This window comes from Lysobacter oculi (genome assembly GCF_003293695.1).
Taxonomy (GTDB): domain Bacteria; phylum Pseudomonadota; class Gammaproteobacteria; order Xanthomonadales; family Xanthomonadaceae; genus Solilutibacter; species Solilutibacter oculi.
In genome coordinates this window covers 195,361-219,170 of sequence record NZ_CP029556.1, presented here as the reverse complement: position 1 = coordinate 219,170, position 23,810 = coordinate 195,361, and the positions used below count along the sequence as shown (strand labels likewise).

Annotated in this window: 19 protein-coding genes and 3 pseudogenes; 6 read left to right on the top strand and 16 right to left on the bottom strand. The window is 68.8% G+C overall.

Going from position 1 to position 23,810, the window contains the following annotated elements; all coding sequences use genetic code 11:
• Positions 1-10: 10 nt before the first annotated feature.
• The 4 genes from DCD74_RS00980 to nudE all read right to left on the bottom strand — a co-directional run bounded on the left by DCD74_RS00980 (position 11) and on the right by nudE (position 3,034).
• On the bottom strand, positions 11-724 hold the full coding sequence (locus tag DCD74_RS00980) for a response regulator transcription factor (RefSeq protein WP_112925676.1): 714 nt from the start codon (positions 722-724) through the stop codon (positions 11-13).
• Between the two features lie 155 nt (positions 725-879).
• Positions 880-1,698 (bottom strand): nucleoside triphosphate pyrophosphohydrolase, encoded by an 819-nt coding sequence (gene mazG / locus DCD74_RS00975; RefSeq protein ID WP_112925675.1) that lies wholly within the window; start codon positions 1,696-1,698, stop codon positions 880-882.
• Positions 1,695-2,504 carry a 3'(2'),5'-bisphosphate nucleotidase CysQ gene (cysQ, locus tag DCD74_RS00970; RefSeq protein ID WP_112925674.1) on the bottom strand — a complete coding sequence of 270 codons (810 nt, stop codon included), beginning with the start codon at positions 2,502-2,504 and terminating at the stop codon, positions 1,695-1,697. Before cysQ ends, mazG begins: the two co-directional genes overlap by 4 nt.
• Positions 2,483-3,034 carry an ADP compounds hydrolase NudE gene (nudE, locus tag DCD74_RS00965; RefSeq protein ID WP_112925673.1) on the bottom strand — a complete coding sequence of 184 codons (552 nt, stop codon included), beginning with the start codon at positions 3,032-3,034 and terminating at the stop codon, positions 2,483-2,485. The genes cysQ and nudE overlap by 22 nt, the downstream gene beginning before the upstream one ends.
• A 35-nt stretch (positions 3,035-3,069) precedes the next feature.
• On the opposite strand from nudE, the gene bioA reads away from it, so the two are divergent.
• Both bioA and DCD74_RS00955 read left to right on the top strand, forming a co-directional pair.
• The gene (bioA, locus tag DCD74_RS00960; protein WP_112925672.1) at positions 3,070-4,485 is read left to right on the top strand and encodes an adenosylmethionine--8-amino-7-oxononanoate transaminase; all 1,416 of its coding nucleotides are present in this window, start codon (positions 3,070-3,072) and stop codon (positions 4,483-4,485) included.
• Complete coding sequence (locus DCD74_RS00955; RefSeq protein ID WP_112925671.1) at positions 4,476-5,213, top strand: 16S rRNA (uracil(1498)-N(3))-methyltransferase; 738 nt, start codon at positions 4,476-4,478, stop codon at positions 5,211-5,213. The genes bioA and DCD74_RS00955 overlap by 10 nt, the downstream gene beginning before the upstream one ends.
• Before the next feature lie 3 nt (positions 5,214-5,216).
• Here the strand turns inward: DCD74_RS00955 and DCD74_RS00950 are convergent, their stop codons facing one another.
• The 3 genes and pseudogenes from DCD74_RS00950 to DCD74_RS13160 all read right to left on the bottom strand — a co-directional run.
• Positions 5,217-5,681, bottom strand: a complete 465-nt coding sequence (locus DCD74_RS00950) for a chemotaxis protein CheW (RefSeq protein WP_162615821.1) — start codon at positions 5,679-5,681, stop codon at positions 5,217-5,219.
• Positions 5,678-7,276 (bottom strand): chemotaxis protein CheB, encoded by a 1,599-nt coding sequence (locus DCD74_RS00945; RefSeq protein WP_112925669.1) that lies wholly within the window; start codon positions 7,274-7,276, stop codon positions 5,678-5,680. The genes DCD74_RS00950 and DCD74_RS00945 overlap by 4 nt, the downstream gene beginning before the upstream one ends.
• Positions 7,263-9,503: pseudogene (locus DCD74_RS13160) on the bottom strand (hybrid sensor histidine kinase/response regulator); the annotation flags it as partial. The gene DCD74_RS00945 and the pseudogene DCD74_RS13160, both read right to left, overlap by 14 nt.
• Positions 9,504-9,940: 437 nt before the next feature.
• Here DCD74_RS13160 and DCD74_RS13155 point away from each other — a divergent pair.
• Positions 9,941-10,138, top strand: a pseudogene (locus DCD74_RS13155) (pentapeptide repeat-containing protein); the annotation flags it as partial.
• Positions 10,139-10,231: 93 nt separating this feature from the next.
• On the top strand, positions 10,232-10,921 hold the full coding sequence (locus DCD74_RS13150; RefSeq protein WP_407072219.1) for a pentapeptide repeat-containing protein: 690 nt from the start codon (positions 10,232-10,234) through the stop codon (positions 10,919-10,921).
• Positions 10,922-11,423: 502 nt separating this feature from the next.
• Here DCD74_RS13150 and DCD74_RS13145 read toward each other — a convergent pair.
• From DCD74_RS13145 to pilG, 5 genes and pseudogenes are all read right to left on the bottom strand, one after another.
• Positions 11,424-13,568, bottom strand: a pseudogene (locus DCD74_RS13145) (Hpt domain-containing protein); the annotation flags it as partial.
• A 62-nt stretch (positions 13,569-13,630) separates the two neighbouring features.
• A complete protein-coding gene (locus DCD74_RS00935; RefSeq protein WP_112925667.1) occupies positions 13,631-15,646 on the bottom strand; it encodes a methyl-accepting chemotaxis protein in 2,016 nt (671 codons plus the stop codon).
• Between the two features lie 71 nt (positions 15,647-15,717).
• Positions 15,718-16,305 (bottom strand): chemotaxis protein CheW, encoded by a 588-nt coding sequence (locus DCD74_RS00930; RefSeq protein ID WP_112925666.1) that lies wholly within the window; start codon positions 16,303-16,305, stop codon positions 15,718-15,720.
• 2 nt (positions 16,306-16,307) lie between these two features.
• Complete coding sequence (locus DCD74_RS00925) at positions 16,308-16,673, bottom strand: response regulator (RefSeq protein WP_112925665.1); 366 nt, start codon at positions 16,671-16,673, stop codon at positions 16,308-16,310.
• Positions 16,674-16,687: 14 nt separating this feature from the next.
• Positions 16,688-17,083 carry a twitching motility response regulator PilG gene (pilG, locus tag DCD74_RS00920; RefSeq protein WP_112925664.1) on the bottom strand — a complete coding sequence of 132 codons (396 nt, stop codon included), beginning with the start codon at positions 17,081-17,083 and terminating at the stop codon, positions 16,688-16,690.
• A gap of 196 nt (positions 17,084-17,279) precedes the next feature.
• On the opposite strand from pilG, the gene gshB reads away from it, so the two are divergent.
• Both gshB and DCD74_RS00910 read left to right on the top strand, forming a co-directional pair.
• On the top strand, positions 17,280-18,239 hold the full coding sequence (gene gshB / locus DCD74_RS00915; RefSeq protein ID WP_112925663.1) for a glutathione synthase: 960 nt from the start codon (positions 17,280-17,282) through the stop codon (positions 18,237-18,239).
• Positions 18,236-19,123, top strand: coding sequence for an energy transducer TonB (locus DCD74_RS00910; protein WP_112925662.1), 888 nt, complete (start codon positions 18,236-18,238; stop codon positions 19,121-19,123). The genes gshB and DCD74_RS00910 overlap by 4 nt, the downstream gene beginning before the upstream one ends.
• Here DCD74_RS00910 and lepB read toward each other — a convergent pair whose 3' ends face one another.
• From lepB to DCD74_RS00890, 4 genes are all read right to left on the bottom strand, one after another.
• Positions 19,124-19,741, bottom strand: coding sequence for a signal peptidase I (gene lepB, locus DCD74_RS00905; protein ID WP_112925661.1), 618 nt, complete (start codon positions 19,739-19,741; stop codon positions 19,124-19,126).
• A gap of 66 nt (positions 19,742-19,807) precedes the next feature.
• On the bottom strand, positions 19,808-20,950 hold the full coding sequence (locus DCD74_RS00900) for a hypothetical protein (RefSeq protein WP_112925660.1): 1,143 nt from the start codon (positions 20,948-20,950) through the stop codon (positions 19,808-19,810).
• Positions 20,951-20,961: 11 nt separating this feature from the next.
• Positions 20,962-21,663 (bottom strand): tRNA (adenosine(37)-N6)-threonylcarbamoyltransferase complex dimerization subunit type 1 TsaB, encoded by a 702-nt coding sequence (gene tsaB / locus DCD74_RS00895; RefSeq protein WP_112925659.1) that lies wholly within the window; start codon positions 21,661-21,663, stop codon positions 20,962-20,964.
• A gap of 121 nt (positions 21,664-21,784) precedes the next feature.
• A complete protein-coding gene (locus tag DCD74_RS00890) occupies positions 21,785-23,794 on the bottom strand; it encodes an ATP-dependent DNA helicase (RefSeq protein WP_112925658.1) in 2,010 nt (669 codons plus the stop codon).
• Between the last annotated feature and the right edge of the window lie 16 nt (positions 23,795-23,810).

Below are 23,810 nucleotides of genomic sequence, written 5' to 3'. Positions count from 1 at the left end.
CAAAGCGCCATCAGGCGGGCGGCTGTTCGATGTCCGCGATGCGGTAGCCCGCGCTCTGCACCGTATGCAGCAGCTGCTTTTCGAACGGCTTGTCGATCACCTTGCGCAGGTTGTACAGGTGGCTGCGCAGGGTGTCGGAGTCGGGCAGGCTGTTGCCCCAGATCTCGCGCTCGATCTCCTGGCGGCTGACCACGCGCGGCGATTCGCGCATCAGGATGGTCAGCAGCTTCAGGCCGATCGGCGACAGCAGCAGTTCGGTGCCACCCCGGGTGGCGCGCAGGCTGGCCGGGTCCAGCACCAGGTCGCCCACCTTCAAAACTTCCGAACCCACCTGGCGGCGCTCGCGGCGGATCAGCACGCGCAGGCGCGCTTCGAGTTCCTGGATCGCGAACGGCTTGGTCAGGTAGTCGTCGGCGCCGGACGACAGGCCGGTGAGCTTTTCGTCGAGCGTGTCGCGCGCGGTCAGCATCAGGATCGGCGTGGACTTGCGCGCTTCCTCGCGCAGGCGGCGGCAGACTTCCAGGCCGTCGAGCCTCGGCAGCATGAGGTCGAGGATGATGACGTCGTAGGTGTTCTCGGCGGCCAGACGGTAGCCGTCCAGGCCGTCGGCGGCGTAGTCCACCTCGAAGCCCTTGCTCTCGAGGTATTCGCCGACCATTTCGGAGATGTTGCGGTTGTCCTCGATGATCAGAACGAGGCCGGATGGTTCCTGGTTGTTGCGCATTGGATGAGGTCTCCCCTTCAGCTTTGTGAAATCATCCGGTTCCACGGTCGAGGCAGCGTGAAGAAGCTCAAGTGATGGTTCAACTTATTGAATCCAAAGCCTGAAAGCCTTGGTTTTCCGGCGTGGAACACGCGCGGAGACGCCACATCCAGCCGTTATTCGCCGGCCTTCACCTGCCGCCAGAGCGCTTCCTGGGCGTCGAGGTCGAGCGCGTCGAAAGCAACGCCCCCGTCGTCCGCCAAAGCCTCCATCGCGCGGAAACGGCGCTCGAACTTGTGGTTGGCCGCGCGCAGTGCCGCGCCCGGATCGACCTTGGCATGCCGCGCAAGATTGGCGGCGACGAACAGCACATCGCCCAGTTCTTCGGCCAGCCGCACGCGGACTTCGGCATCGCCGGGGTGGGTGGAGGCGGCTTCGAACTCCGCTTCCAATTCGTCCAGTTCCTCGCGCAGTTTGGCGAAGACCGGGCGATGGTCCGGCCAGTCGAAGCCGGTACGCGCCGCACGAGATTGCAGCTTCACCGCACGCTGCCACTCCGGCAGGCCGCGCGCGATGCCGGCCAGCGCGGACGCATCGTCCGGGTCCTTCGCCGCGCGTTCCGCCTTCTTCTGCAGTTCCCACGCGGCGGTCTGCGCCTCGGCATCCTCGACACTCGCGCCGGCGAAGACGTGCGGGTGACGCCGCGTCATCTTGTCGCAAATCGCCTCCGTGACATCCTCAAACCCGAACGCGCCCTGCTCGCGCGCCATCTGCGCGTGGAAGACCACCTGCAGCAGCAGATCGCCGAGTTCGTCCTTCAGGTCGTCCAGGTCGCCGCGGTCGATCGCATCGGCCACCTCGTAGGCTTCCTCGATGGTGTACGGCGCGATGGTCGAGAAATCCTGCTGCAGGTCCCACGGGCAACCGCCCCGCGGGTCGCGCAGCGCGGCCATGATCCGCAGCAGGTCGTCGATGTCGCGCCGGGGCGCGCTCATCGCACCCAACCCCCGGCCAGCGCCGGATCGCCGCAGGCCAAAAAGTCGCCATTGAGCAGCGTGTCGCGCTGGTTGTAGCGTAACGGCCGGCCACGCGGGTCGATCAAGACGCCGCCCGCCGCTTCGACAATCGCCTGCCCGGCGGCGGTGTCCCATTCGCTGGTGCGGCCGAAGCGCGGGTACAGGTCCAGGCCGCCTTCGGCCAGCCGGCAGAACTTGAGCGACGAACCCAGCCCGACGATTTCCGCGTCGGGGAAGCGCGCCAGCACCGCGTCGGTGCGTTCATCGCGATGCGAGCGGCTGGCGGCGATGCGCAACGGCGCGGTGGCGGGTGTGCGGGTGTGGATGGCGGCTTCGGCATCGCCATCGCGGCGGAATGCGCCCTGCCCCGGCGTGCCGTGCCAGAGCGTCCCGGTCACCGGTTGCTGGATGACGCCGAACTTCGCCACGCCGTCTTCGATCAGCGCGATGTTGACGCTGAACTCGCCGTTCTTCTTGACGAATTCGCGGGTGCCGTCGAGCGGATCGACCAGCCAGAAACGCGACCAGCCGCGACGTGCCTCGAAGGCGGCGGCCGGCGATTCCTCCGACAGCACCGGGATATCCGGCGTCAGCGCGGCCAGCCCGGCCACGATGCAATGGTGGGCGGCGAGGTCGGCTTCGGTCAGCGGCGAGGCATCGGCCTTGCGCGCCACCTCGAAATCCCGCGCATAGACCGCCATGATCGCGGCGGCGGCGGCCTCGGCGATGGCGATGACGCCTTCGCGCACCTCGACCGGCACCCTCACCCGTGCACCGCCAGCCATTCCCGCGCGATGAACAGCGCGGCGATGGCGCGGCCATCGGAAATCTCGTCGCGCTCGACCAGCTCACCCAGCTTCGCCAGCGGCCAGCGCACGACTTCCAGCGGCTCGGGCTCATCGCCGGGCAGGCGCTGTTCGTAGAGGTCGCGGGCCAGCACGACATCGGCGTGATGGGTCATGTAGGACGGCGACATCGCCAGCGAACGCAGCACGCGGACGTCGCGCGCGCCGAAGCCGGCTTCCTCCATCAATTCGCGGTTGGCGGCGGCTTCCGGGGTCTCGCCGGGGTCGATCGCGCCCTTCACCGGCCCCAGCTCGTAACGCTCCACGCCGGCGGCGTATTCGCGCACCAGCAGCACGTGCTCGGGGTCCGGCATCGCCACCACGATCACCGCGCCCGGTCCCATGCCGAGCAGGCGCCGGTAGCGGCGGCGCTCGCCGTTGGAGAATTCGAGATCCAGTTCCTCGACGATGCGGCCGCCGCCTTCGTCGTGGCGGGTCACGCCGTGGATGGTCGGCGGCACGCGGCTCACCGGCGGCCCCGGCGCAAGGCGCGATAATGCGGGTCATGCAGGACGATGCTCATTCGACAACGATTCTAGCCGAGGCGGCGCTGGCCGATGCCGCCCGCTGGCAGGCCCGCGACCTGGCCGTGCTCTGGCACCCGTGCACGCAGATGCGCGAACACCCGGACACGCTGCCGCTGGTGCCGATCGCGCATGGCGAGGGTGCGTGGCTGACCGGCATGGACGGCCGCCGCTATCTGGACGCCGTCGCCAGCTGGTGGACCAACATCCACGGCCACGCCGAGCCGCGCATCGCCGAGGCCATCGCCCGGCAGGCGCGTTCGCTGGAGCAGGTGATCCTGGCGGGCTTCTCGCACGCGCCGGCCATCGAGCTGGCCGAGAAGCTGCTCGCCATCGCCCCGCGCGAACCGGGCCGTGCGCCGCTGGCCAAGGTGTTCTATGCCGACAACGGTTCGGCCGCCGTGGAAGTGGCGCTGAAGATGGCCTTCCACTGGTTCCGCAATGCCGGCGAGCCGCGCCGCACGCGCTTCGTCGCGCTGGAGAACGGCTACCACGGCGAGACACTCGGCGCGCTCTCGGTCGGCGACATCCCGCTCTATCGCCGCACCTACGCGCCGCTGCTGTCGGAATGCATCTTCGCGCCCACGCCCGACGCCTACCTGGCGCAGGGGGATGAGGATGCCGAAGCCTGCGCGCTGCGTGCCGCCGACGGCCTGGCGACGATCTTCGACCGCTATCCCGGCGAGATCTGCGCGGTCATCATCGAGCCGCTGCTGCAGTGCGCGGGCGGGATGCGGATGCACCACCCCGCCTATCTCCGGCGTGTGCGCCAGCTCTGCGATGCGCACGGCGCCTTCATGATCGCCGACGAGATCGCCACCGGCTTCGGCCGCACCTGCACGCTGTTCGCCTGCGAGCAGGCCGGCATCCAGCCTGATTTCATGTGCCTGTCGAAGGGACTGACCGGCGGCTTCCTGCCGCTGGCGGCGGTGCTGACCACGCAATCGGTATACGAGGGCTTCCTCGACGACTCGCGCGAGCGCGCCTTCCTGCATTCGCACAGCTATACCGGCAACCCGCTGGCCTGCGCGGCGGCATTGGCCTCGCTCGGCATCTTCGACAGCGACGACGTCATCGCCCGCAACCGCGCCAGCTCGGACACGATGCGCCGGCACGCCGCCGGCATCGCCCGCCTGCCGCAGGTCGCCGACAGCCGCCAGCTCGGCATGGTCTGCGCCTTCGAACTGACGCGCGACGGCGACAAGGCCACGCCGTTCGATCCGGCATCACGCATCGGCCTGCGCGCCTATCGCGCGGCGCTGGCTCGCGGCGTCATCCTGCGCCCGCTCGGCGACATCCTTTACTGGATGCCGCCGTACTGCGTGGACCACGCCGACCTCGACCTGCTGGCCGAAGTCACCGCCGCCGCCATCGAGGAAGCCACCGCATGCGTCTGACCCGAGTCCATGTCGATGCGCCGCTGGGCGAAGGCCTGGTGGTGACGCTGTCCGAACACGCCGGCGGCCACCTGGTGCGCGTGCTGCGCCTGCGCGAGGGCGATGCCTGCGCGTTGTTCAACGGCGACGGCCGCGATTACGACGCCCGCATCCGCGGCATCGGCAAGCGCGGCGTGGAAGTGGAGGTGCTGTCGGCGACACCCGTCGATAACGAATCCCCGCTGGCGATCACCCTGCTGCAGGGCATCGCGCGTGGCGAGAAGATGGACCTGATCCTGCAGAAGGCCACCGAGCTCGGCGTGGCGCGCATCGTGCCGGTGCACAGCGAACGCAGCGAAGTGAAGCTGGAAGGCGCCCGTGCCGAGAAACGGCTGGCGCACTGGCGCGGCGTGGTGGCCTCGGCTTGCGAGCAATGCGGGCGTGCCACAGTGCCTGAAGTCGTGCCACCGCTGCCGCTGGCGAAGGCGATAGAACTCGCGTCTCTCGCACCGCTGCGGCTGTTCCTGTCTCCGCTGGCGGCGCATGGCATCGAGGCGCTTGAACCGCCAGCCGATGCAGCCGTGGCGATCGCAGTCGGGCCCGAAGGCGGCTGGGCGCCGCGTGATCTGCAGATATTGGGCGATGCCGGCTTCGATGGCCTGCGACTCGGGCCGCGCATCCTGCGCACGGAAACCGCCGGCCTGGCCGCCATCGCGGCCCTGCAGATGCGGCTGGGCGACCTGCGCTAGAACTCAGGCCGCGAGCGCGGCCTGCAGGCGGCGTTCGATGTCGTCCATGTCCGGCACCAGCGCTTCCTCGTCCTGGAAACGCACGGCCGAGGCAACGGCTTCGCCGAGCGGCGCTTCCGGATCCTCGACCAGGCTGCTGTCGGAAATCGTCACCAGGCGCGGGAAGCCCTGGGTCAGCACCGCGAAGTACGGCATGCGCGGATCGCCCGCCAGCGCCTTCAGCACCAGCACGCGCTGGCCGCGCAGCGCCGGGTCATGCTGCCCGAGACCGGCCAGCGTGGAATACGCCACCAGCGGCACCTGCCAGCCACGCCAGCGGATGCGCCCGCGCAGCCATTCCGGCGCGCCTTCGATCGGCTCCGGGTCGGCCACCGACAGGATTTCGGCGATGCAGGCGTTGGGCAGCAGCAGGCGGCCGCCAGTCACCTGGATCAGCACGCCGCGCAGGTCGGCTTGGGTGTCGCTCATTCTTCGGAATCCTGCTGCTGCCATCGGGCAGCGAGTTGGGAGGCGAGCACGGACGGAAGCTGCGCTTCGGCGCCACGGCTGATCAGGAGCGCGGGCACCGCGTGGTCGTAGCACCCCTCAGCGGCCTGGGCGTAGATGCGCCCGCCCGACTGCTGGAAGCGCAGCACCGGCTCGACGAATTCCTCGCCGGAACCGGAGAGCAGGAACACGCCGCTCGACGCCGCCGGCAATGCCGACAGCAGGTCGGCGAACCCGCGCGTCTCGGCCTCGGTGAACATCATTTCGCCATTCGCATCGCGATCAAGTCCGACCGCGACCGGCACGATGTAGACGTGCGCAGGCTTGAGTGCCTCGCCCGGCGTGGCGAGTTGCACCGGCAGATCGGTGGCGCGATCCATCTGGCGGACCAGACGGTCGTACTGCCCGCCATCCAGCCACTGCTGGACCAGCACCGGCACGCCGAGGCCTGGCTTGAGCTGCTGCAGGATCTGGCGCAGCGGATCGGGGCCGCCGATGCCGCCGACGAGGACGATGGCGCCCTCCCCCGGCACATGCTCTTCGACCAGCGCGAAGTTGGCGATGCGTGCGTTGAAAGGGCTGATGTCTTCGCTGGCCGGCGCGGTCTCGGTGGCGATGCTGAGCGGCTCGTCGCTCAGGCTCCAGTCCGACGGCGCCACCGGCGCTTCGGGGGCGACCTTCGCGGGCTCGGCTTCGTCTTCGGCCGTCGGGCGCTCGAAGTCCTGCCAGCGATCGGTGGGGGCGGCGCGGTCGAACTGCGCCGCTTCCTCATGGATCTGCTCGTAGGCGGCGTCGTGGTCGAGGCCGCTTTCTTCCAGCGGCGCGAGTGCGGCGCGGTAATCGGCTTCGGTCGCCTGCGGCGCATTGGCGGCGGGCAAGTCGCTCACCGCATCGAAGTCCTGGAAACGGGTCCAGTCCATCGCGGCATCGGTGGGCGGTTCCGGCAGTGCCGCGTCGGCGGCATCGGACACGGCCTCGCCGGTTTCACCGGCGTCGACATCCAGCGACCAGTCCGGCGCATCGATCGACGCGAAGGCCGACGAGCCGCCCAGCGCGACATCATCCAGATCCATGTCCGATGCGCTTTCGGTGTATTCCGTCGAGAGGGGAAGCGTCGTGCCCTCCACGATGGATTCGTCCGGCGCAACGCCATCGAACACGCCGGCATCGGCAGCGGCCGCTTCATCCAAACCATCGGCGTCGGCGACATCGCCATCACCTTCGTGGCCGGACGGCAGCACATCGCCATGGCCGAGCAATTTCGCGCCGAGATGCCGCGACCAGCGCGCCACATCCCAGCCATCGCGTGCGTTCACCACGCCCGCTTCCTCGAACAGGATGCGGTAGCGCGGGTCGGCCAGCAGCGGGTCGAAACGCTCCAGCGCGTCCTCGACTTCCGCATCCACCGCGATCACCAGGTTGCATGCGCCGGTGGCGGCGATTTCGTCGGGGCCGGCCGCCAGCGGATCGGCTTCCAGCACCACGTCGATGCCGGCCTGCTCCAGCGCCGTGCGCAGGCGGTCCCGGGCTTCGCCGGGACGCGCCAGCAAGACCGCGCGGGCGTCAGCCGTGCTCACGACGCTGGCCCAGCAGTTCGTTCACGTTGCGCAGCAGTTCGGCTTCCTGGTACGGCTTGCCGAGGTAGCGGTTGACGCCCAGGTCGAACGCGCGCTGGCGATGCTTGTCGCCGGTACGTGAGGTGATCATGACGATCGGGATCTGGCGCAGGCGCGCACTCCGCTTCATTTCGGTGGCGAGCTCGTAGCCGTCCATGCGCGGCATTTCGATGTCGAGCAGCATCAGGTCCGGCACGCGCTCTTCCATCTGCTCCAGCGCATCGATGCCGTCCTTCGCGGTGATGACCTCGAAGCCCTGGCGGCCCAGCACACGGCCGGTGACCTTGCGCATGGTGATGGAGTCGTCCACCACCATGACCAGCGGCATCGCGCTCGCCGGCACGACCGCCTGCGGCTGCTCGGGTTCGGCGACCTGCGGCAGGCTGGCGAAGCGACGGGCCAGCGGTGCGATGTCGAGGATGATGCGGACCTGGCCGTCACCCATGACGGTCGCGCCGAAGATGCCGGGCACCGAGGCGATCTGCGGGCCGGTCGGCTTGACCACGATTTCGCGGTTGCCGAGGATCTGGTCCACGCCGACCGCAACGCGCAGTTCACCCGAACGCACCAGCAGCACGGGCACCTGCAACTGGCCTTCGGCCTTGACCGGCGCGTGGCCGAGCAGCTGGCCGAGATCGTGGGTGATGTAGTCCTCGCCGCCATAACGGTGCGTGCTGCCGCCGGCGTTGTAACTGTCGCGGTCGATACGCGAGACACCGCGCACCGATGCCACCGGCACCGCGAAGATGCTTTCGCCGATGCGCACGAAGACCGCCTGCGTCACCGCCAGCGTCTGCGGCAAGTGCATCGTGAAGCGGCTGCCCTGGCCCTTGGTCGAGGCGATCTCCAGGCTGCCGCCGATCTGCCGGACTTCGTTGTAGACCACGTCCATGCCGACGCCGCGGCCGGCCAGCTGGCTGACTTCGCTCGTGGTGCTGAAACCGGACTCGAGGATCAGGTTGTCGATCTGGCCTTCGGTCAGCACCGTGTCGGCATTGATCAGGCCACGTTCCTCGGCGCGGCGACGGATCGCCTCGCGGTCGAGGCCGGCGCCGTCATCCGACACTTCCAGCACGACTTCCGAACCTTCCTGGCGCACGTTGAGGCGGATCTCGCCGGTGTTCGACTTGCCGGCATGCGCACGCACGTCGGGCGCTTCGATGCCATGCGCGACCGCGTTGCGGAGCAGATGCTCCAGCGGGCCGAGCATGCGGTCGAGCACGTTGCGGTCGAGTTCGCCGTGCGCGCCTTCCAGCATGAACTGCGCGGACTTGCGGGCATCGCCCGAAGCCTGGCGCACCACGCGGCGCAGGCGCGGCAGCACGGTTTCCAGCGGCACCATGCGCGTCCGCATGAGGCCTTCCTGCAGTTCCGTGGATACGCGCGACTGCTGCAGCAGCAGGGTTTCGTACTGGCGGGTCAGGTCGTCCAGCGAGCCCTGCAAGCTGGTCAAGTCGTTGGCCGACTCGCCGAGCGCACGCGAGAGCTGCTGCAGCGTGGAGAAGCGGTCGAGTTCGAGCGGATCGAACGTCGGGTCCACCGACTCCTGCTCGCGCTGGTAGCGCGCGATGATCTGCGCTTCGGTTTCGATGTCGAGGCGGCGCAGCTGGTCGCGCAGACGCGCGTTGGTCTGCTCCATTTCCGACATGGCGCCACGGAATGCACCAAGCTGCTGCTCCAGGCGGGAGCGGTAGATCGCCACCTCGCCCGCGTAGTTGACCAGGCGGTCCAGCAGATCGGCGCGGATGCGGACCATTTCCTGGCCGCCGCGGGCACCGAGCTCCATTTGCTCCTCTTCCGGAAGCATGATCGGCGCGGACAGTTCGCCCAGCTCGATGGCCGGCGGGGCCTCGACGGGCTGCACTTCGGTGACACGGATCTCTTCGCCACGGGCACGCTGCATGAGCGCGCTGACCAGTGCATCGGCGGGATGGATGGCGCGGCGGCGGCCGACGCGACCCAGCATGGCGTGCAGGCGGTCCAGGGTCTTTTCGAGCAGCGGGATGTCGTCGCCGGCCAGCTCCACGCGGCCTTCGGCCACGGACTCCAGCAGGCTTTCCAGCGCGTGGCCGAGATCGCCCATGGTCATGATGCCGGCCATGCGCGCGCCACCCTTGAGGGTGTGCAGGTCGCGCTGGATGGCGGTCAGGGCCTCGCGATCGGACGGATCCGCGCGCAGGCGTGCGGACAGGCCATCGCTGTGGTCGAGCAGGTCGCCACCTTCCTCGATGAAGATGTCGAGCAGTTCCTCGTCGAGGCCGGCGATTTCCAGCGGACGCGCCGGACCGATCTCGTCGTCGGTTTCCAGTTCCACCTGCTCGCGACGCGCCTGTTCGGCGGCGAGGCGCTCGGCTTCCAGCCGGACCATGTCCTCGTGTTCGATGCGGCGCAGTTCGGCCACGCGGAAGGCTTCGGCCTCCTCGGCGGCGCGCTGGCGCAGGACTTCGGCTTCGCGGGCGGCTTCGGCCACGCGGGCGGCCTCGGCTTCGGCCTGTTCGCGCTCTTCCTGTTCGCGACGCTCGGTTTCCAGCAACTCGGCTTCGAGACGCTGCTGTTCGGCTTCTTCGGCGGCCAAGCGTTCGGCTTCGACGCGCTCGGCTTCGACGCGTTCGGCTTCGACGCGTTCGGCTTCGACGCGTTCGGCTTCGACGCGTTCGGCTTCGGCACGTTCGGCTTCGGTGCGCTCGGCTTCGGTGCGCTCGGCTTCGATGCGCTCGGCTTCGATGCGTTCGGCTTCGATGCGTTCGGCTTCGATGCGTTCGGCTTCGAGGCGCTCGGCTTCGACACGTTCGGCTTCGACGCGTTCGGCTTCGACGCGTTCGGCTTCGACGCGTTCGGCTTCGACGCGCTCGGCTTCGACGCGTTCGGCTTCGAGGCGTTCGGCTTCGGACTGCTGGAACTCGGCAGCCAGCCTGGATTCCTCGGCGTACTGGGCTTCCAGACGCGCGTACTCCGCTTCCTCGGCGGCCTGGGCTGCGATGCGCTCGGCTTCGATGCGTTCGGCTTCGATGCGTTCGGCTTCGATGCGTTCGGCTTCGATGCGTTCGGCTGCGATGCGTTCGGCTTCGACGCGTTCGGCTTCGACGCGTTCGGCTTCGACACGCTCGGCTTCGACACGCTCGGCTTCGACACGTTCGGCTTCGACACGTTCGGCTTCGACACGTTCGGCTTCGACACGTTCGGCTTCGACGCGTTCGGCTTCGACACGCTCGGCTTCGGCGCGCTCGGCTTCGGCGCGCTCGGCTTCGATGCGTTCGGCTTCGACACGTTCGGCCTCGGCACGTTCGGCCTCGACGCGCTCGGCCTCGGCACGTTCGGCTTCGACGCGCTCGGCCTCGGCACGTTCGGCTTCGACGCGCTCGGCTTCAACACGTTCGGCTTCCGCCTCCGCCTCGACATCCTCGACCGGCAGCAGCACCGGCGTCGCGGACTCGGGCAGCGCATCTCGCATCGCCTCGAATTCGCTGGCCAGGGCGGCCTGCATCGGCACCATCTGCGGGCTGTCCTGCAGGCCGGCGACCGTGGCGCGAATCTGGTCGGCCAGGCGCGAGAGCGCGTCGGCGCCGCTGGCATCCATCGGCTGTTCGGCGGCGATCAGGCGCTTGATCCAGCCTTCCGCCGGGCCGAGCGCATCGGTGATTTCCGACACTTCGGCCATCGCGAACGCGCCGTTCATGGTGTGCACGGCGCGCAGCAGGTCGCGGTCGGGCACGGTGGCACGCGCGGCATCGTCGCCCAGCCAGCGCTGGACGGTCTGCAGGTGGCCGTCGACTTCGACGCCCAGGATTTCGAGCAGCACCGCATCCACATTGACCGCGACGCGATCCGCAGCGGCGGGTGCCTCCACGGCGGCCGGGACTTCTTCGACCACGGTGTCCGCGACCACTTCCACAGGTGCTTCAGCGGTGGCGGGCGCGGTGTAGAGCGCCTCCTCGCCGGCGGCCAGGCGGTCGGCCACGGCCTCCATGCCCGGCAGGTCGAGCGCGGGTGCGGGCACGCCCATCAGGGCGCCACGCAGCGCCGGCAGCACGCCATGGGCCTGGCCCACCAGCGCGATCACCGCAGGCGTCGCCGGACGGGTCTCGTCCAGCACGCGGTTCAGCATGTTCTCGACCTTCCAGCTGAACTCGCCGAGCAGCTTGGCACCGACCAGCCGGCCACTGCCCTTGAGGGTGTGGAATACGCGGCGGATCGGGCGCAGGCGCTCCACTTCCTCCGGGGCGGCGGCCCACGCCGGGATCAGCTGGTCGAGGTTGCCGATTTCCTCTTCGAACTCTTCGAGGAAGATTTCGCGGATCTCGTCGTCGATTTCCTCGTTGTCCAGGTCGAAGCCGCCCTGGGCGACCGGCAACGGACCCGAGGCAACCGGGGCCTGGGCCACGGCCGGCGCGGATGCATGCAGCGAGGCGGCATCGCTTTCGGCGGCCAGTTCGGCGGTGACATCGGCCACCGGTGCCTGCGGATGCGCGGGCGGCAGGGCCTGCGCGTCGTCCAGCAGCTTCTGGTAGGCGTTCTCGAACTCCTTGTCGAGGAACGGTGTCTCGGCGGCTTCGCTCTCGGCCGGCAGCGGCCAGTAGCGCAGCGCCTCGAGGCTGTGGCGGGTGATCGCGAGGATCTCGTCGCGGCCACCGCGCTGGTCGCGCAGGGCTTCGAGGTAGTACTCGATGCTCGACAGCGCGTCGGCCAGCGTGTCGAGCTGCTGGGCGCCGGGCACGCGCTTGCGCGACAGCAGTTCGGTCTGGGTGTAGCGGCGGATGCCGACCAGGTATTCGGCGGCCTGCGGCAGTTCGAGCATGCGCAGCGCGCCGCCCACTTCGTCGAGCAGGCGCGGGATGTCGAGCAGCTGGCTGTGGTCCCAGCCGGTTTCAACGAATGCAACGAAGCCCTGGCGGGCATCGCCGAAATTGGCGATGGCTTCGCGGGTCAGCGCTTCCAGCAGCTGCTGCGCCTCGGCGGCACCGAGGGTCTCACCGCTGGCGTTGTCGGCACGCGGACGCGCGGCGGCTTCCTCGCCGAGCCGGGCAACCTGGTCGTCCAGCGACGCATCGACATAAAGAAGTGCGCCCGCCACATCGAGCAGCGCGGATTCGGTCATCGGGCGGCGGCCGCCGGCGATGCTGGACAGCACGTCGCGCTGTTCGGCGACCACATCGCGGGCCATGCCCAGGCCGAGCATGCCGAGCGTGTCGGACACGCGGCCGAGCGCCTCGGCCTGCGGCTGCAGGGCCACGGCATCCTGGCGACCGGTGCGCAGGTGCAGGTCGAGCGCGTCCTTGACGCGCAGCACGTCTTCCTTGATCGCCGCGGACACGGTGTCGAGCAGCGCGCGGTTGCGGCCGCTGACGCTGGCATGCGCGTGGGCGACTTCATCCTCGCCCGGCGCGCCATGGCGATCCAGGCCGAAGCTCTCGCGCAGGCGTTGCAGCGCGGGATGCTGGGCGGACTGGCCGGACACCTGGTACAGCAGCTGACGGGTCGGTTCGAGCAGCGACGAAGCCGGCAGCGGACCGCTTCCGGATTGATCGAACAGGCGGCGGCCTTCGCGCTCGACGCTGGCAAACGCATCGCGCAGCGCGACGCTGTCGGCCACGGCGCCATCGCGCAGGGCGGAGGCGACTTCCGCGCCCACCCAGAACAGGCGGCGCGCTTCCGGCGAGGGCTGCGTGGCCGACAGGCCCTGCAGCGCCTGGTGCAGGCGGCCGGCATCGAAACCGTTGCCGTCGTGCCACGCGGACATTTCGTTGCCGAGATTGGCCAGATGGTCGGCGCCGTCGCCGGCATCGCCTTCGGTCGGCAGGCCCGGCATTTCGCCGCCCAGATCAGGATTGAACAGCGCCGCCTCGCTCACCGGCTTCATGCCGTGGCTGGCGCGCAGTTCGTTGAGCAGCGGCATCAACACGATCGGGATGTCGCGATGACCGCCCTGCAGGCGTTCCAGGTAATCCGGCAGCTGCACCGCGCCGCGCATCAGCGCCGCGCAGGCTTCCTCGGACTGGCTGATGCCGCCATCGGCGATCGCCTTGGCCACGTCCTGCATCTCGCCCGCGACCATCGCCGGGGCGTACAGCTCGATCATCTTCAGGCTGCCCTGCACCTGGTGCAGCAGCGCCGCGGCCAGCCGCATGCGCGCGGGATCGGCCCCGTCGTCGACGTAGGCCTCGATCTCCTGCTGCACCTGCTTCAGGGTGGCATCGAGCTCGGGCTTGATCCAGCCGAGCGTCGCGTGCTCGATCGCCTCGCGCAACACGTTCATGGCCGGTTTCCCCCGGGCGAAGCGGAACGGACGACTGTCATCTCGATCGCGGTCCTAGCGGCTCAGGCCGGCAGCTTGAAGTCGGCGACCGAACGACGCAGGTTGGTCGCCAGCTGGGCCAGGTTTCCGATCGAGGACGCCGTCTGGTTCGCACCCTGCGAGGTCTGCGCGGTAATCGACTGGATCGTGTTCATCGTCTCGGAGATGTTCGATGCAGCGTCGGACTGCTGCTCGGCGGACTTCGAGATGTTGCGGATGAGGTCGGCGAGGTCGTTCGACACGCGTTCGATCTCGCCCAGCGCGGTACCGGCGTCCTCGGCCAGGCGGGCACCCTGCACCACTTCGGTGGTCGTCTCTTCCATCGAGCTGACCGCTTCGTTGGTATCGGACTGAATGGTCGACACCAGGCCTTCGATTCGCTTCGTCGCGTTGGACGCGCGTTCGGCGAGTCGCTGCACTTCGTCGGCCACCACCGCGAAGCCGCGGCCCGCCTCGCCCGCCGATGCCGCCTGGATCGAGGCGTTCAGCGCGAGGATGTTGGTCTGTTCCGAGATGTCGTTGATCAGTTCCACGATCGCACCGATTTCCTGCGACGACTCGCCGAGGCGCTTGATTCGCTTCGAGGTTTCCTGGATCTGGTCACGGATGTTGTCCATGCCCTGGATCGTCTGGCGCACCACGTCGGCACCGTTGGTCGCGATTTCCACCGAGCGTTGCGCCACTTCCGCGGACTGCGCGGAGTTGTGCGACACGTTGCGGATGGAGCCGGCGATTTCGTTGATGCGGTCGGTGGCGGAGCCGATTTCGGTCGCCTGGTGCTCGGCGGCTTCGGCTAGGTGCATGGCGGTCGCCTGCGTTTCCTGCGCCGAGGACGAGACCTGCACCGAAGTGTCGTTGATCGTGCCCACCAGGCTGCGGAGCTGCTCGATGGCGAAGTTGATCGAGTCGGCGATCGCGCCGGTCATGTCCTCGGTCACCGTCGCCTTCACCGTCAGGTCGCCTTCTGCGAGCGAACCCATTTCGTCCAGCAGGCGCATGATCGCCTCCTGGTTGCGGTTGTTGAGTTCTTCGACCGATGCACGGCGATTGGCCTGCGCGCGGAACAGGCTCCACAACAGGCCGAGGATGGCGGCCAGCGCGACCAGACCCGAGATGATCGAGATCCAGATGTTGCCGATCAGGCTGGTGTCCTTGAGCGAACCGGCCGAGGTGAACGCACTGAACAGCTTGCGCGAGTCGCCCAGCATCTCGTCGGAGGCGCCGGTGATCTTGCTCGACGCGGCCTGCGCCTGGAACAGGCTGGTGCTGCCGGCGAGGATGGCGTCGAGGTCCTTCTTCATGCCGGTCCAGATCTCGGTTGCCTTGCCCAGCGAGCCGACGGCCGTGGCATTGGTGACCTTCTGGGCGCTGGCGCCGCCGTCACGCAGGTCCTTCAGCACCTGCTCGAACACGGTGGCGTCCTGGCGCAGGCCCTGGCCGGCGAGCGGCGCGGTCGGGCCGCCTGCCTGCATCTCGGCGATGCGGCGGGCCATCTGCGAGGCGAGGATCGATTCGCGCATGGCGATGTACTGCTGGGTCGACGGCGCGCCCGCGGCCGACATCGCGCGCACCATTTCGTCCAGCTGCGCCTGCAGCTGCGGCACCGCGGCGTTGAAGCGGTCGGCGTTGCCGCCCAGACCGGAGACTGCGGCCTCGGACTTGATGATCTGCTCGGCGTTCTGCGAAAGCGGTGCCCAGGTCTTCTTGGCTGCGCTGATCGGCGCGGACACGGAGATGTCGCTGCCGTAGGTCTCATCGACCAGCGCCAGGTTCTTGTCGATCTGCTCCTTGGTCGCCTTGAACGCCTTGAACGCGTCGAGGTTGCCACCCGTGGCTTCCTGCGCCTGGCTGGCCAGCTGCTGCGAGAGCACCTGCAGGTCGGCGACGGCCGTGCTGGCGTTGCCCAGTCGCGTGGCGCGCCACACCGACAGCGCCGTGTTGGCGGCGAACACCAGGATCGCGATGGCCAGAAGGGTCAACCAGAAATTGGTGCCGGCTTCGCGGGCCTTTCCGACGACCGAATTGTTGACAGTGCTCATTGGGTTGGACCTCAGGTTTTTCTGCGGAACGCCGGCATTCGCATGCGCGGCAGGTGGATTCGGGAAACCGCTCAGGCGGCCGCGTTGCGGAATTCAGGGGTGCGTGACAGGCGTTCCAGGCTGAACACCGCCCAGGTCCTGCCGTCATTCGCGTAGGCACGATCGACGAAATGGCTGTAACGGCCTGTCAACTCGTTGTCGACGCGCTGTTCGTCGTGGAAGCTGCGCTGGCCGTAGAGCTCGTCGATCAGCACCGCGACATCGCCGCCCAGCTGGCGGATCACCAGCATGCGCTGGCGTTCCTGCGCGACGCTGCGCTGGCCTTCGAGGAACAGCTTGACGTCGGCGACCGGCAACAGGTTGCCGCGCACGTTGGCCAGGCCGAGCAGCCAGGGCTGCGCGCCCGGCACTGGCGTCAGGCCCGGCACGCCGAGGATTTCGACCACTTCATCGAAGGACGACACCAGGTCGTGCTGGCCGATGCGATAGGCCAGGCCACGCCAGCCTTCGCGGCCACCGGCCTGCAGCGGGCTGCCGGCGATGTGGGCCAGGCTGCGGGCCTCGTAATCGGCCAGGCGTTGCAGGGTCGAGCGCCGCGCCGGCGCGGCGGGCTGCTTGGCCGGCTTGCCGTGGTCGCGTCGGTTCGAATGACGGGCCATCTTCAGGCGCCCAGTGCGGCGTTGATGCGGGCGATGAGGTCGGCTTCCTGCGGCGGCTTCACGACGTAGTCGCGTGCGCCCTGGCGCATCCCCCAGGCCTTGTCGGTTTCCATGCCCTTGGTGCTGACGATGAGCACCGGAATGTGCTTGGTGTCGACGTCGCGGGTGATCGCGCGGGTGGCCTGGAAGCCGTTCATGCCAGGCAGGATCACATCCATCAGCACCAGGTCCGGCCGGTCACGGCGACAGACGTCGATGCCATCCTCGGCGCTGGTCGAGGCGGTGACCTCGTGGCCGTTTTTTTCCAGCAATTGCGTGATGACCGCCGTTTCAGTCGGCGAATCCTCGATGAGCAGTATGCGTGCCATGCCTTCTCCCCCGGTCAGGCGTTGACGTAAGTGCGGATCGCGTCCAGCAGTTCCTCTCGGGTAAACGGTTTCGTGAGGTACTGCTCGGAGCCGACGATGCGGCCCCGCGCCTTGTCGAACAGCCCGTCCTTGGACGACAGCATGATGACGGGCGTGGTCTTGAATACCTGGTTGTTCTTGATGAGCGCGCAGGTCTGATAGCCATCCAGGCGCGGCATCATGATGTCGACGAAGATGATGTGCGGGTGCTGGTCGGCGATCTTGGCCAGCGCCTCGAAGCCGTCGTTGGCGGTCACGACCTCGCAGCCTTCCCGCTTGAGCAACGTCTCCGCCGTGCGACGGATCGTCTTGGAATCGTCGATCACCATCACCTTCAGGCCTTCGAGGCCAGCGGCGTTACCTTCCTGCATCAAGCAAACCCCTGTTGTGCCCGCGCTACGGCGCGGCTCCACCAAGGCGTGAATCTTTCATTACGCGGCGGGCATGTCAAGCAAGCATTTCGCCGCGCACTGCTTTTTTGTGCGATGCATCCGGTTCCCGCGCGTTGCGGAGTGATGCATCGAACGCGCTGCTACCATCGCCATCCGTCTTCGCGCAGGCCGACCCATGCAGCTCGACATCGTGGTGGTGATGGACCCCATCGACGGGATCAAGCCCGCCAAGGACACCACCTTCGCCATGCTGCTGGAAGGCCAGCGTCGCGGCCATCGCCTGCTCTACGTCCGGCCCGGCGGCCTGAGCCTGCGCGACGGCCGTGCCGGCACCCGGGTCGCCCCGCTGGTCGTGCGGGATGACGCCGCTGAATGGTTCAGCCTGGGCGAATTCGCCGATATCGAGTTCGGGCCGGGCCAGGCGGTGCTGATGCGGACCGATCCGCCGGTCGATGCCGACTACCTGCATGACACCCAACTCCTTGATTTCGCACGCGAACAGGGCGCCCTGATCGTCAATGACCCGCGCGGCCTGCGCGATTTCAACGAGAAACTGGCGGCCCTGCGCTTCCCCGACTGCTGCCCGCCGACCGTGGTCAGCCGCGACGCCGCCACGCTCAAGGCTTTCGTGAATACGCACGGGCAGGCGGTGCTCAAGCCGCTGGACGGGATGGGCGGACGCTCGATCTTCCGCGCCGCCGCCGGCGAACCCAATCTCAACGTGATCCTGGAAACCCTGACCGAGGGCGGCCGCCACCTGGCGATGGCGCAACGCTACCTGCCGGAGATCGTGGATGGCGACAAGCGCGTGCTGCTGGTTGATGGCGAACCGGTCGAATACGCACTGGCTCGGATCCCGCAGGGCGACGAGTTCCGCGGCAACCTGGCGGCGGGCGGGCGTGGCGAAGGCCGGCCGCTGTCGGCGCGCGACCGCGAGATCGCCGCCCGCGTCGGGCCGGAGATGAAGGCGCGGGGGATGCTGTTTGTCGGTCTCGACATCATCGGTGACTGGATGACGGAGCTGAACGTGACCAGCCCGACCGGCGTGCGCGAGCTGGACCGCCAGTTCGGGATCAACATCGCCGCGCGGCTGTTCGACGCCATCGAGGCGCGGATGCGCGACGCCGCGGCATGAGCGCAAGCGCGGCCCCGCCCCTGCCCGCCGCCGCGCGGCTGGGCGAGCGCGACCGGCTCGGCGCGACGCTGGCGCTGTCGGCGGCGCTGCATGCGCTGGTCATCCTCGGCGTCGGCTTCGCGGTGGAACAGGCCGCGCCGGTGACGCCGATGCTCGACGTCATCCTCTCCGGCACGCGCACGCCGCTCACGCCGAAGCAGGCGGAATTCCTGGCCCAAGCCAGCAACCAGGGCGGCGGCGAACACGACAAGTCATCACGCCCCACCGAGTCGGTGAGCGGCCCGCTGCCGTTGCCGGAAGCCGGCATCGCCCCGCAACCGTTGCGCGCACAGAGCCCGCAGGCCGCGCCGGCGCCGGAAGCGCGCGTGGTCGCCGCGCCGGACAGCGACACCCGCGTGGCGGCGCCGCGCATCCAGCCGCAGGCCGAGGCCGAACCGCTGCCACCGGGACCGGAAAAGGTCACCCACGACATCGACATGGCACGGCTCGCCGCCGAGGTGCATCTCAACTCGCAGCGCTACGCCAAGCGCCCGAAGCGCAAGTTCGTATCCGCGAGCACGCAGGAATACGCCTATGCCGACTACCTGCGGCGCTGGGTGGACCGCGCCGAGCGCATCGGCAACCTCAATTTCCCCGAAGCCGCGCGCCAGCGTGGGCTGTCCGGGCAGGTGGTGATGAGCATCGGCATCCGCCGCAACGGCAGCGTGGAATCGGCGCAGGTGCTGGTGTCGAGCGGGCAGCCGATCCTCGACCAGGCCGCGCTGCGCATCGCCAAGCTCGCGCAGCCCTATCCGCCGCTGCCGAAGACCAGCGACGAGATCGACGTGCTCAACGTGGTGCGCACCTGGAACTTCCGGCGCGGCGGCACCTTCGACGACGAATAGTCAGAGCCGGCGCCAGACCGGGCCTTCGCCACTGCGCCAGTACACCGCGATGGCCCGCGCGTAGAAGGTGTCGGCCGGCAGCAGGCCGAACATGCGGCCATCGACGCTGTTGCCGCGCGCATCGCCCATCACCAGCACCTTGCCGGGCGGCACGCGGCCGGCGGCATCGGGGCCACCGCCAAGGCTCAGATCGAGCTGGAAGACATGCGTGCCGAGGCGTTCCGAATCGCGCGCGCCCGCCACCGCGACATCCCGCCCGTTGATGCGCAGATGGCCGTCGCGCACTTCCACCTCGTCGCCGGCGACCGCGACGACGCGCTTGATCAGGCGCGTGCCCTCCACCGGCGATTCGAAGATGGCGACCTCGCCGCGCACGGGCACGCCCGCACCGAGCAGGCGCGTGTGGGTGAACGGCAGGCGCAGGCCGTAGGCGCGCATATCGACCAGCACGCGGTCGCCGGGCATCAACGTGGGCTGCATGGAACCACTCGGCACCACGTAATGGTTGGCGAAGGCGGAGCGGAAGCCCATCAGCAGCAACAGGGCGAAGGCGATGCGCAATGTCTCGGCACGCCAGCCGTGGAAGCGGGAGGGCGATGCGGCCTCGGGGTGGTGCATGGCGAAGCTCCGGTGCGACAGGGATCCAGCATCCCGCCGTAGGCCAGGCGCCGCGCGTGCCGGAAGTCAGTGCAGGCGCACGGCCCCGCGATGGGCATCGACGACCGGCCACGGCAGCACGGCCCAGTCCGGGTCGTCGCAGGCACGCGCCACCCGCGCGAAGCTGGCGGCAAGGTGGATGCCCTTCGGTGTGACGTACCAGGCGGGGAATTTCCAGAATTCCGGGTCGCGGTAGTCGCAGCTGCCCTCATCCCTGGGCGCGGCCATCTCGGCGGTATAGCGACGCGCGAGCTGCTTGACCACCCACGGCGCGAAAACCTCGCCGCGGTAGTCGGCCCAGGCTGCGTTCCATTCGTCACCGGGGCCGTCATGCAGCGGCTTGCCCTTGCCGACCCAGAGCACGTCTTCGAGATCGAGTTCGCGGCCGGTGCGGGCATCGATGTTGAGCGGCGCGTCGCCGAAATCCGGATGCGCGCCACCGCAGTAGTAGCTGGTGAACAGGCTGGCGCTGAGCACGCGTGCATCGATGTGGCGGAGCGTGGTGCGTGTATCGAAATCGCTGCCTTCGGCGCCGTTGCCGGAGCGACATTCGAACGCCGCATTGACCCATTCCCATAGCCGGCGATGCAGGAGCTGGTTGATGCGCGCGCGGGCTTCCGGCGTGTAACCGGCGGCGACATCGAACATTTCGATGCCGCTGTCCGGCTGGCTGCGCCATTGCAGGGCATAACCGTTGACGGTTTCGCGCTTGGCGGGCTTCAGCGCCAGCGCGGACAGGCGCAGGTAGGCGTAAGGATCGAAGTCGCCACGCAGCGCGGTGAGCGAAGCTTCTTTCGCGGCGGGCAGCGCACGTACGCGGGTCAGCGCAATCGGCAGGCGCTTGCCGTCGACACCGACCCACTCGCCCTGCCAACGCTCGCCCTGCGGCGACTGCATCCGCCACTCGGGCTTGGGCGTGTCGTCGCTCCAGCGCGGCGGCATTTCCTGCATCGTGCAGCGGGCGGCCTTGTCATCGCCCATCAGGGTGATGTCGATGCGGTGGCGGCGATAGAAATAGCGACCGCCGCAGCGACCGTCATCGCGCTTCATCACGATGGCCTGCTGGCCGAGCGTGCCCTGCCAGACCTGGATGTCGTCGGCGGCCTGCGCGCTGGCGAACGGCAGCATCGCCATGACCACCGCGGGAACGATGCAACGCGTGATGTCCATGCGCCTGATTTTCATGCACGTGACGCCCGCAACGCCTGCTGCTCGGCCAGCGTCAGCGCGACGTTGTTGCGCAGGTAGGCAGGCTCGATGCGCTCCGGCGCCACCGCTTCGCCACGCTTATAGGCGGCGATGGCAAGCCGCGCGACATCGGCGGCATGCGGCAGGGCTTCGGCATCCACCGATGCAAGCTGCGCGGCCAGGCGCGTCTTCAATGCGTTGTCCTGCGCGGCGAATCCGGTACCGACGCCGTGCCAGCCTTCGCCTTCCACCTGCACGCTGTCGGGCGCACCGACGTGTTCATCGCCGAGCGCGTGCGGTTCGCCATCGCGGATTTCGTAGGCGCAGCAATAGACCTCGCCCATGCGCGCGTCGATGGCGGCGAGGACGCGTTCGCCTTCGCCGGCATCGGCACGCATCGCCAATGCGGCGAGCGTGGAAATGGCGACAGCCGGCACACCGAGCGCCAGCGCCATGCCCTGCGCCAGCGAGATGCCGAGCCGCACGCCGGTGAACGCGCCCGGCCCGCGACCGACCGCGATCGCCTGCACGGCACTGCGCGCGAGGCCGGCTTCGGCCAGCAACGCGTCGGTCCACGGCAGGGTGAGTTCGGCGTGGCGACGCGGCGCGACTTCGAAGCGCTCGATAAGCAGGTCGCCGTGGACAAGGGCGACCGAGCAGGCTTCGGTGCTGGTTTCGAGCGCGAGCAGGTTCATGGCGATGCAGTGGCGGATGTGGCGGCTAGCTTAGCGAAGCGATCGTCGCGGAGCCGGGCGCGGGATGGATGCCCGGGGTGTCCGCACGCGCGTGACGGGCCTGGGTACTGCAGGCAGCGGGTTATCCGGATGACGCGTCATCACCTGCATCGCGCATCGCGAAGAACGCTTCGACATCGGCGATCTCGCGCGTGCGCGGCATCGGCGGCAGCGAGTCGATGAAGATGCGGCCATAGCTCTTGCCATGCAGGCGCGGGTCGCACAGCACCAGCACGCCGCGATCATCGATGGTGCGGATCAGCCGGCCCGCGCCCTGCTTGAGCGCGATCACCGCCTGCGGCAGCTGTTCGTCGCGGAAGGGATTGCCGCCGCTGCGGCGCACGGCATCGAGCCGCGCTTCGAACACCGGATCGTCCGGCGCGGCAAACGGCAGCTTGTCGATGACGACGACCGACAGCGCATCGCCCGCGACATCGACCCCTTCGCGGAAACTCGCGGTGCCGAGCAGCACGCCATGGCCGGAATCGCGGAACTGCTGCAGCAGCTGCGCGCGCGGCGCCTCACCCTGCACGAACAGCGGCCACGGAATATCGTCGCGCTCGCGCAGCAACTGCGCGGCCTCCTTCAACGCGCGATGCGAGGCGAACAGCAGGAAGGCGCGGCCCTGCGAGGCGCGCAGCACCGGCAGCACCGCCTCGACCACCGCGGTGTTGAAACCGAATTCAGAGGGCTCGGGCATGCGCTTGGGCATGTAGAGCAGCGCCTGCCGCGGCCAGTCGAACGGGCCGGGTTCGAGCCTCGTTTCCGGCTCCCACAGGCCCAGCCGCTGCGAGACATGGTTGAACGCGCCGCCGACCGCGAGCGTGGCCGAGGTGAAAATCCACGCCGCGCGCGACTGCTCGCGATGGCGGCGCAGCGGGCCGGAGATATCCAGCGGCGTGCGCTGCAGGCGGAAGCCCTTCGGCGTCAGTTCGTACCAGTAGACGTTGTCGCGACCGGGATCGGGGCTGCGCTCGTCGAGCGGTTCGGCCTCCTCATCCAGATCGCGGTTCCAGGCTTCCAGCCAGCGTTGCAGGCGGGCTTCGGCCTCGACCGCGCGGGCGTGGGCGGCATCGAGCGCGGGACCGCTTTCGCGCCACGGGCCGAGCGCCGCGATCAACGCGACGAGCGCATCCGACAAGGCATCGAACGCACTCTCGACTGCCGGTTCGTGCAACGCGCGTTCGCGGGTGCCGCGCACCGGCAGGTTGTCCATCGCCGCACGCAGGTAGCGGCTGACGTGTTCGAACTGCTGCGCAGGGGCCTGCAACGCGGCGAGCGCACCGGAGGATTCGCGCGAGGCGGACAGGACATCGCGCGCCAGTTCCACCAGCAACCGTGCGCCCAGGCCTTCACCGAAGAACTGTGCGGCGAGTTCCGGCAACTGGTGCGCCTCGTCGACCACGAAGGTCTGCGCGCCCGGCAGGATCTCGCCGAAGCCCTCCTGCTTGAGCGCCAGGTCGGCCAGCAGCAGGTGATGGTTGACCACCACCACATCCGCCGCCTGTGCACGCTGGCGCGCCTGCACCACGAAGCACTCGCTCCAGAACGGACATTCGTTGCCCAGGCAGTTCTCGTTGGTGGAGGTGACCAGCGGATAGACCGGCGAGTCTTCCGGCATGTTTTCCAGCTCGGCCAGGTCACCGAAGCGGGTGCGCCCGCTCCAGGCGACGATGCGCTGGAACTGGGTGGCGTGTTCGCGGCTGGCGAATTTGGGCTCGCCCTTGGCCTGCTCCATGCGCTGGCGGCACAGGTAGTTGGCGCGGCCCTTCAGCAGCGCGGAACTGTGGCCGATGCCAAGCGCCTCGCGCACGCGCGGCAGGTCGCGGTGATAGAGCTGGTCCTGCAGCGCGCGGGTGCCGGTGCTGATGATGGTCTTGCGGCCGGACAGCAGCGCCGGCACCAGATAGGCGTAGGTCTTGCCGGTGCCGGTGCCGGCTTCGGCCAGCAGGGTGCCTGTCTCGATGACGGCGTCGGCGATGGCGTCGGCCAGCCGTTGCTGCGTCTCGCGCGGCACGAAGCCGGGGATGGCGGACGCCAGCGGCCCGGCTTCGCCCAGGGCCTCGCGGGTACGGTCGCGGAGCGTGCTCATCGGCGGGCGCGTTCCT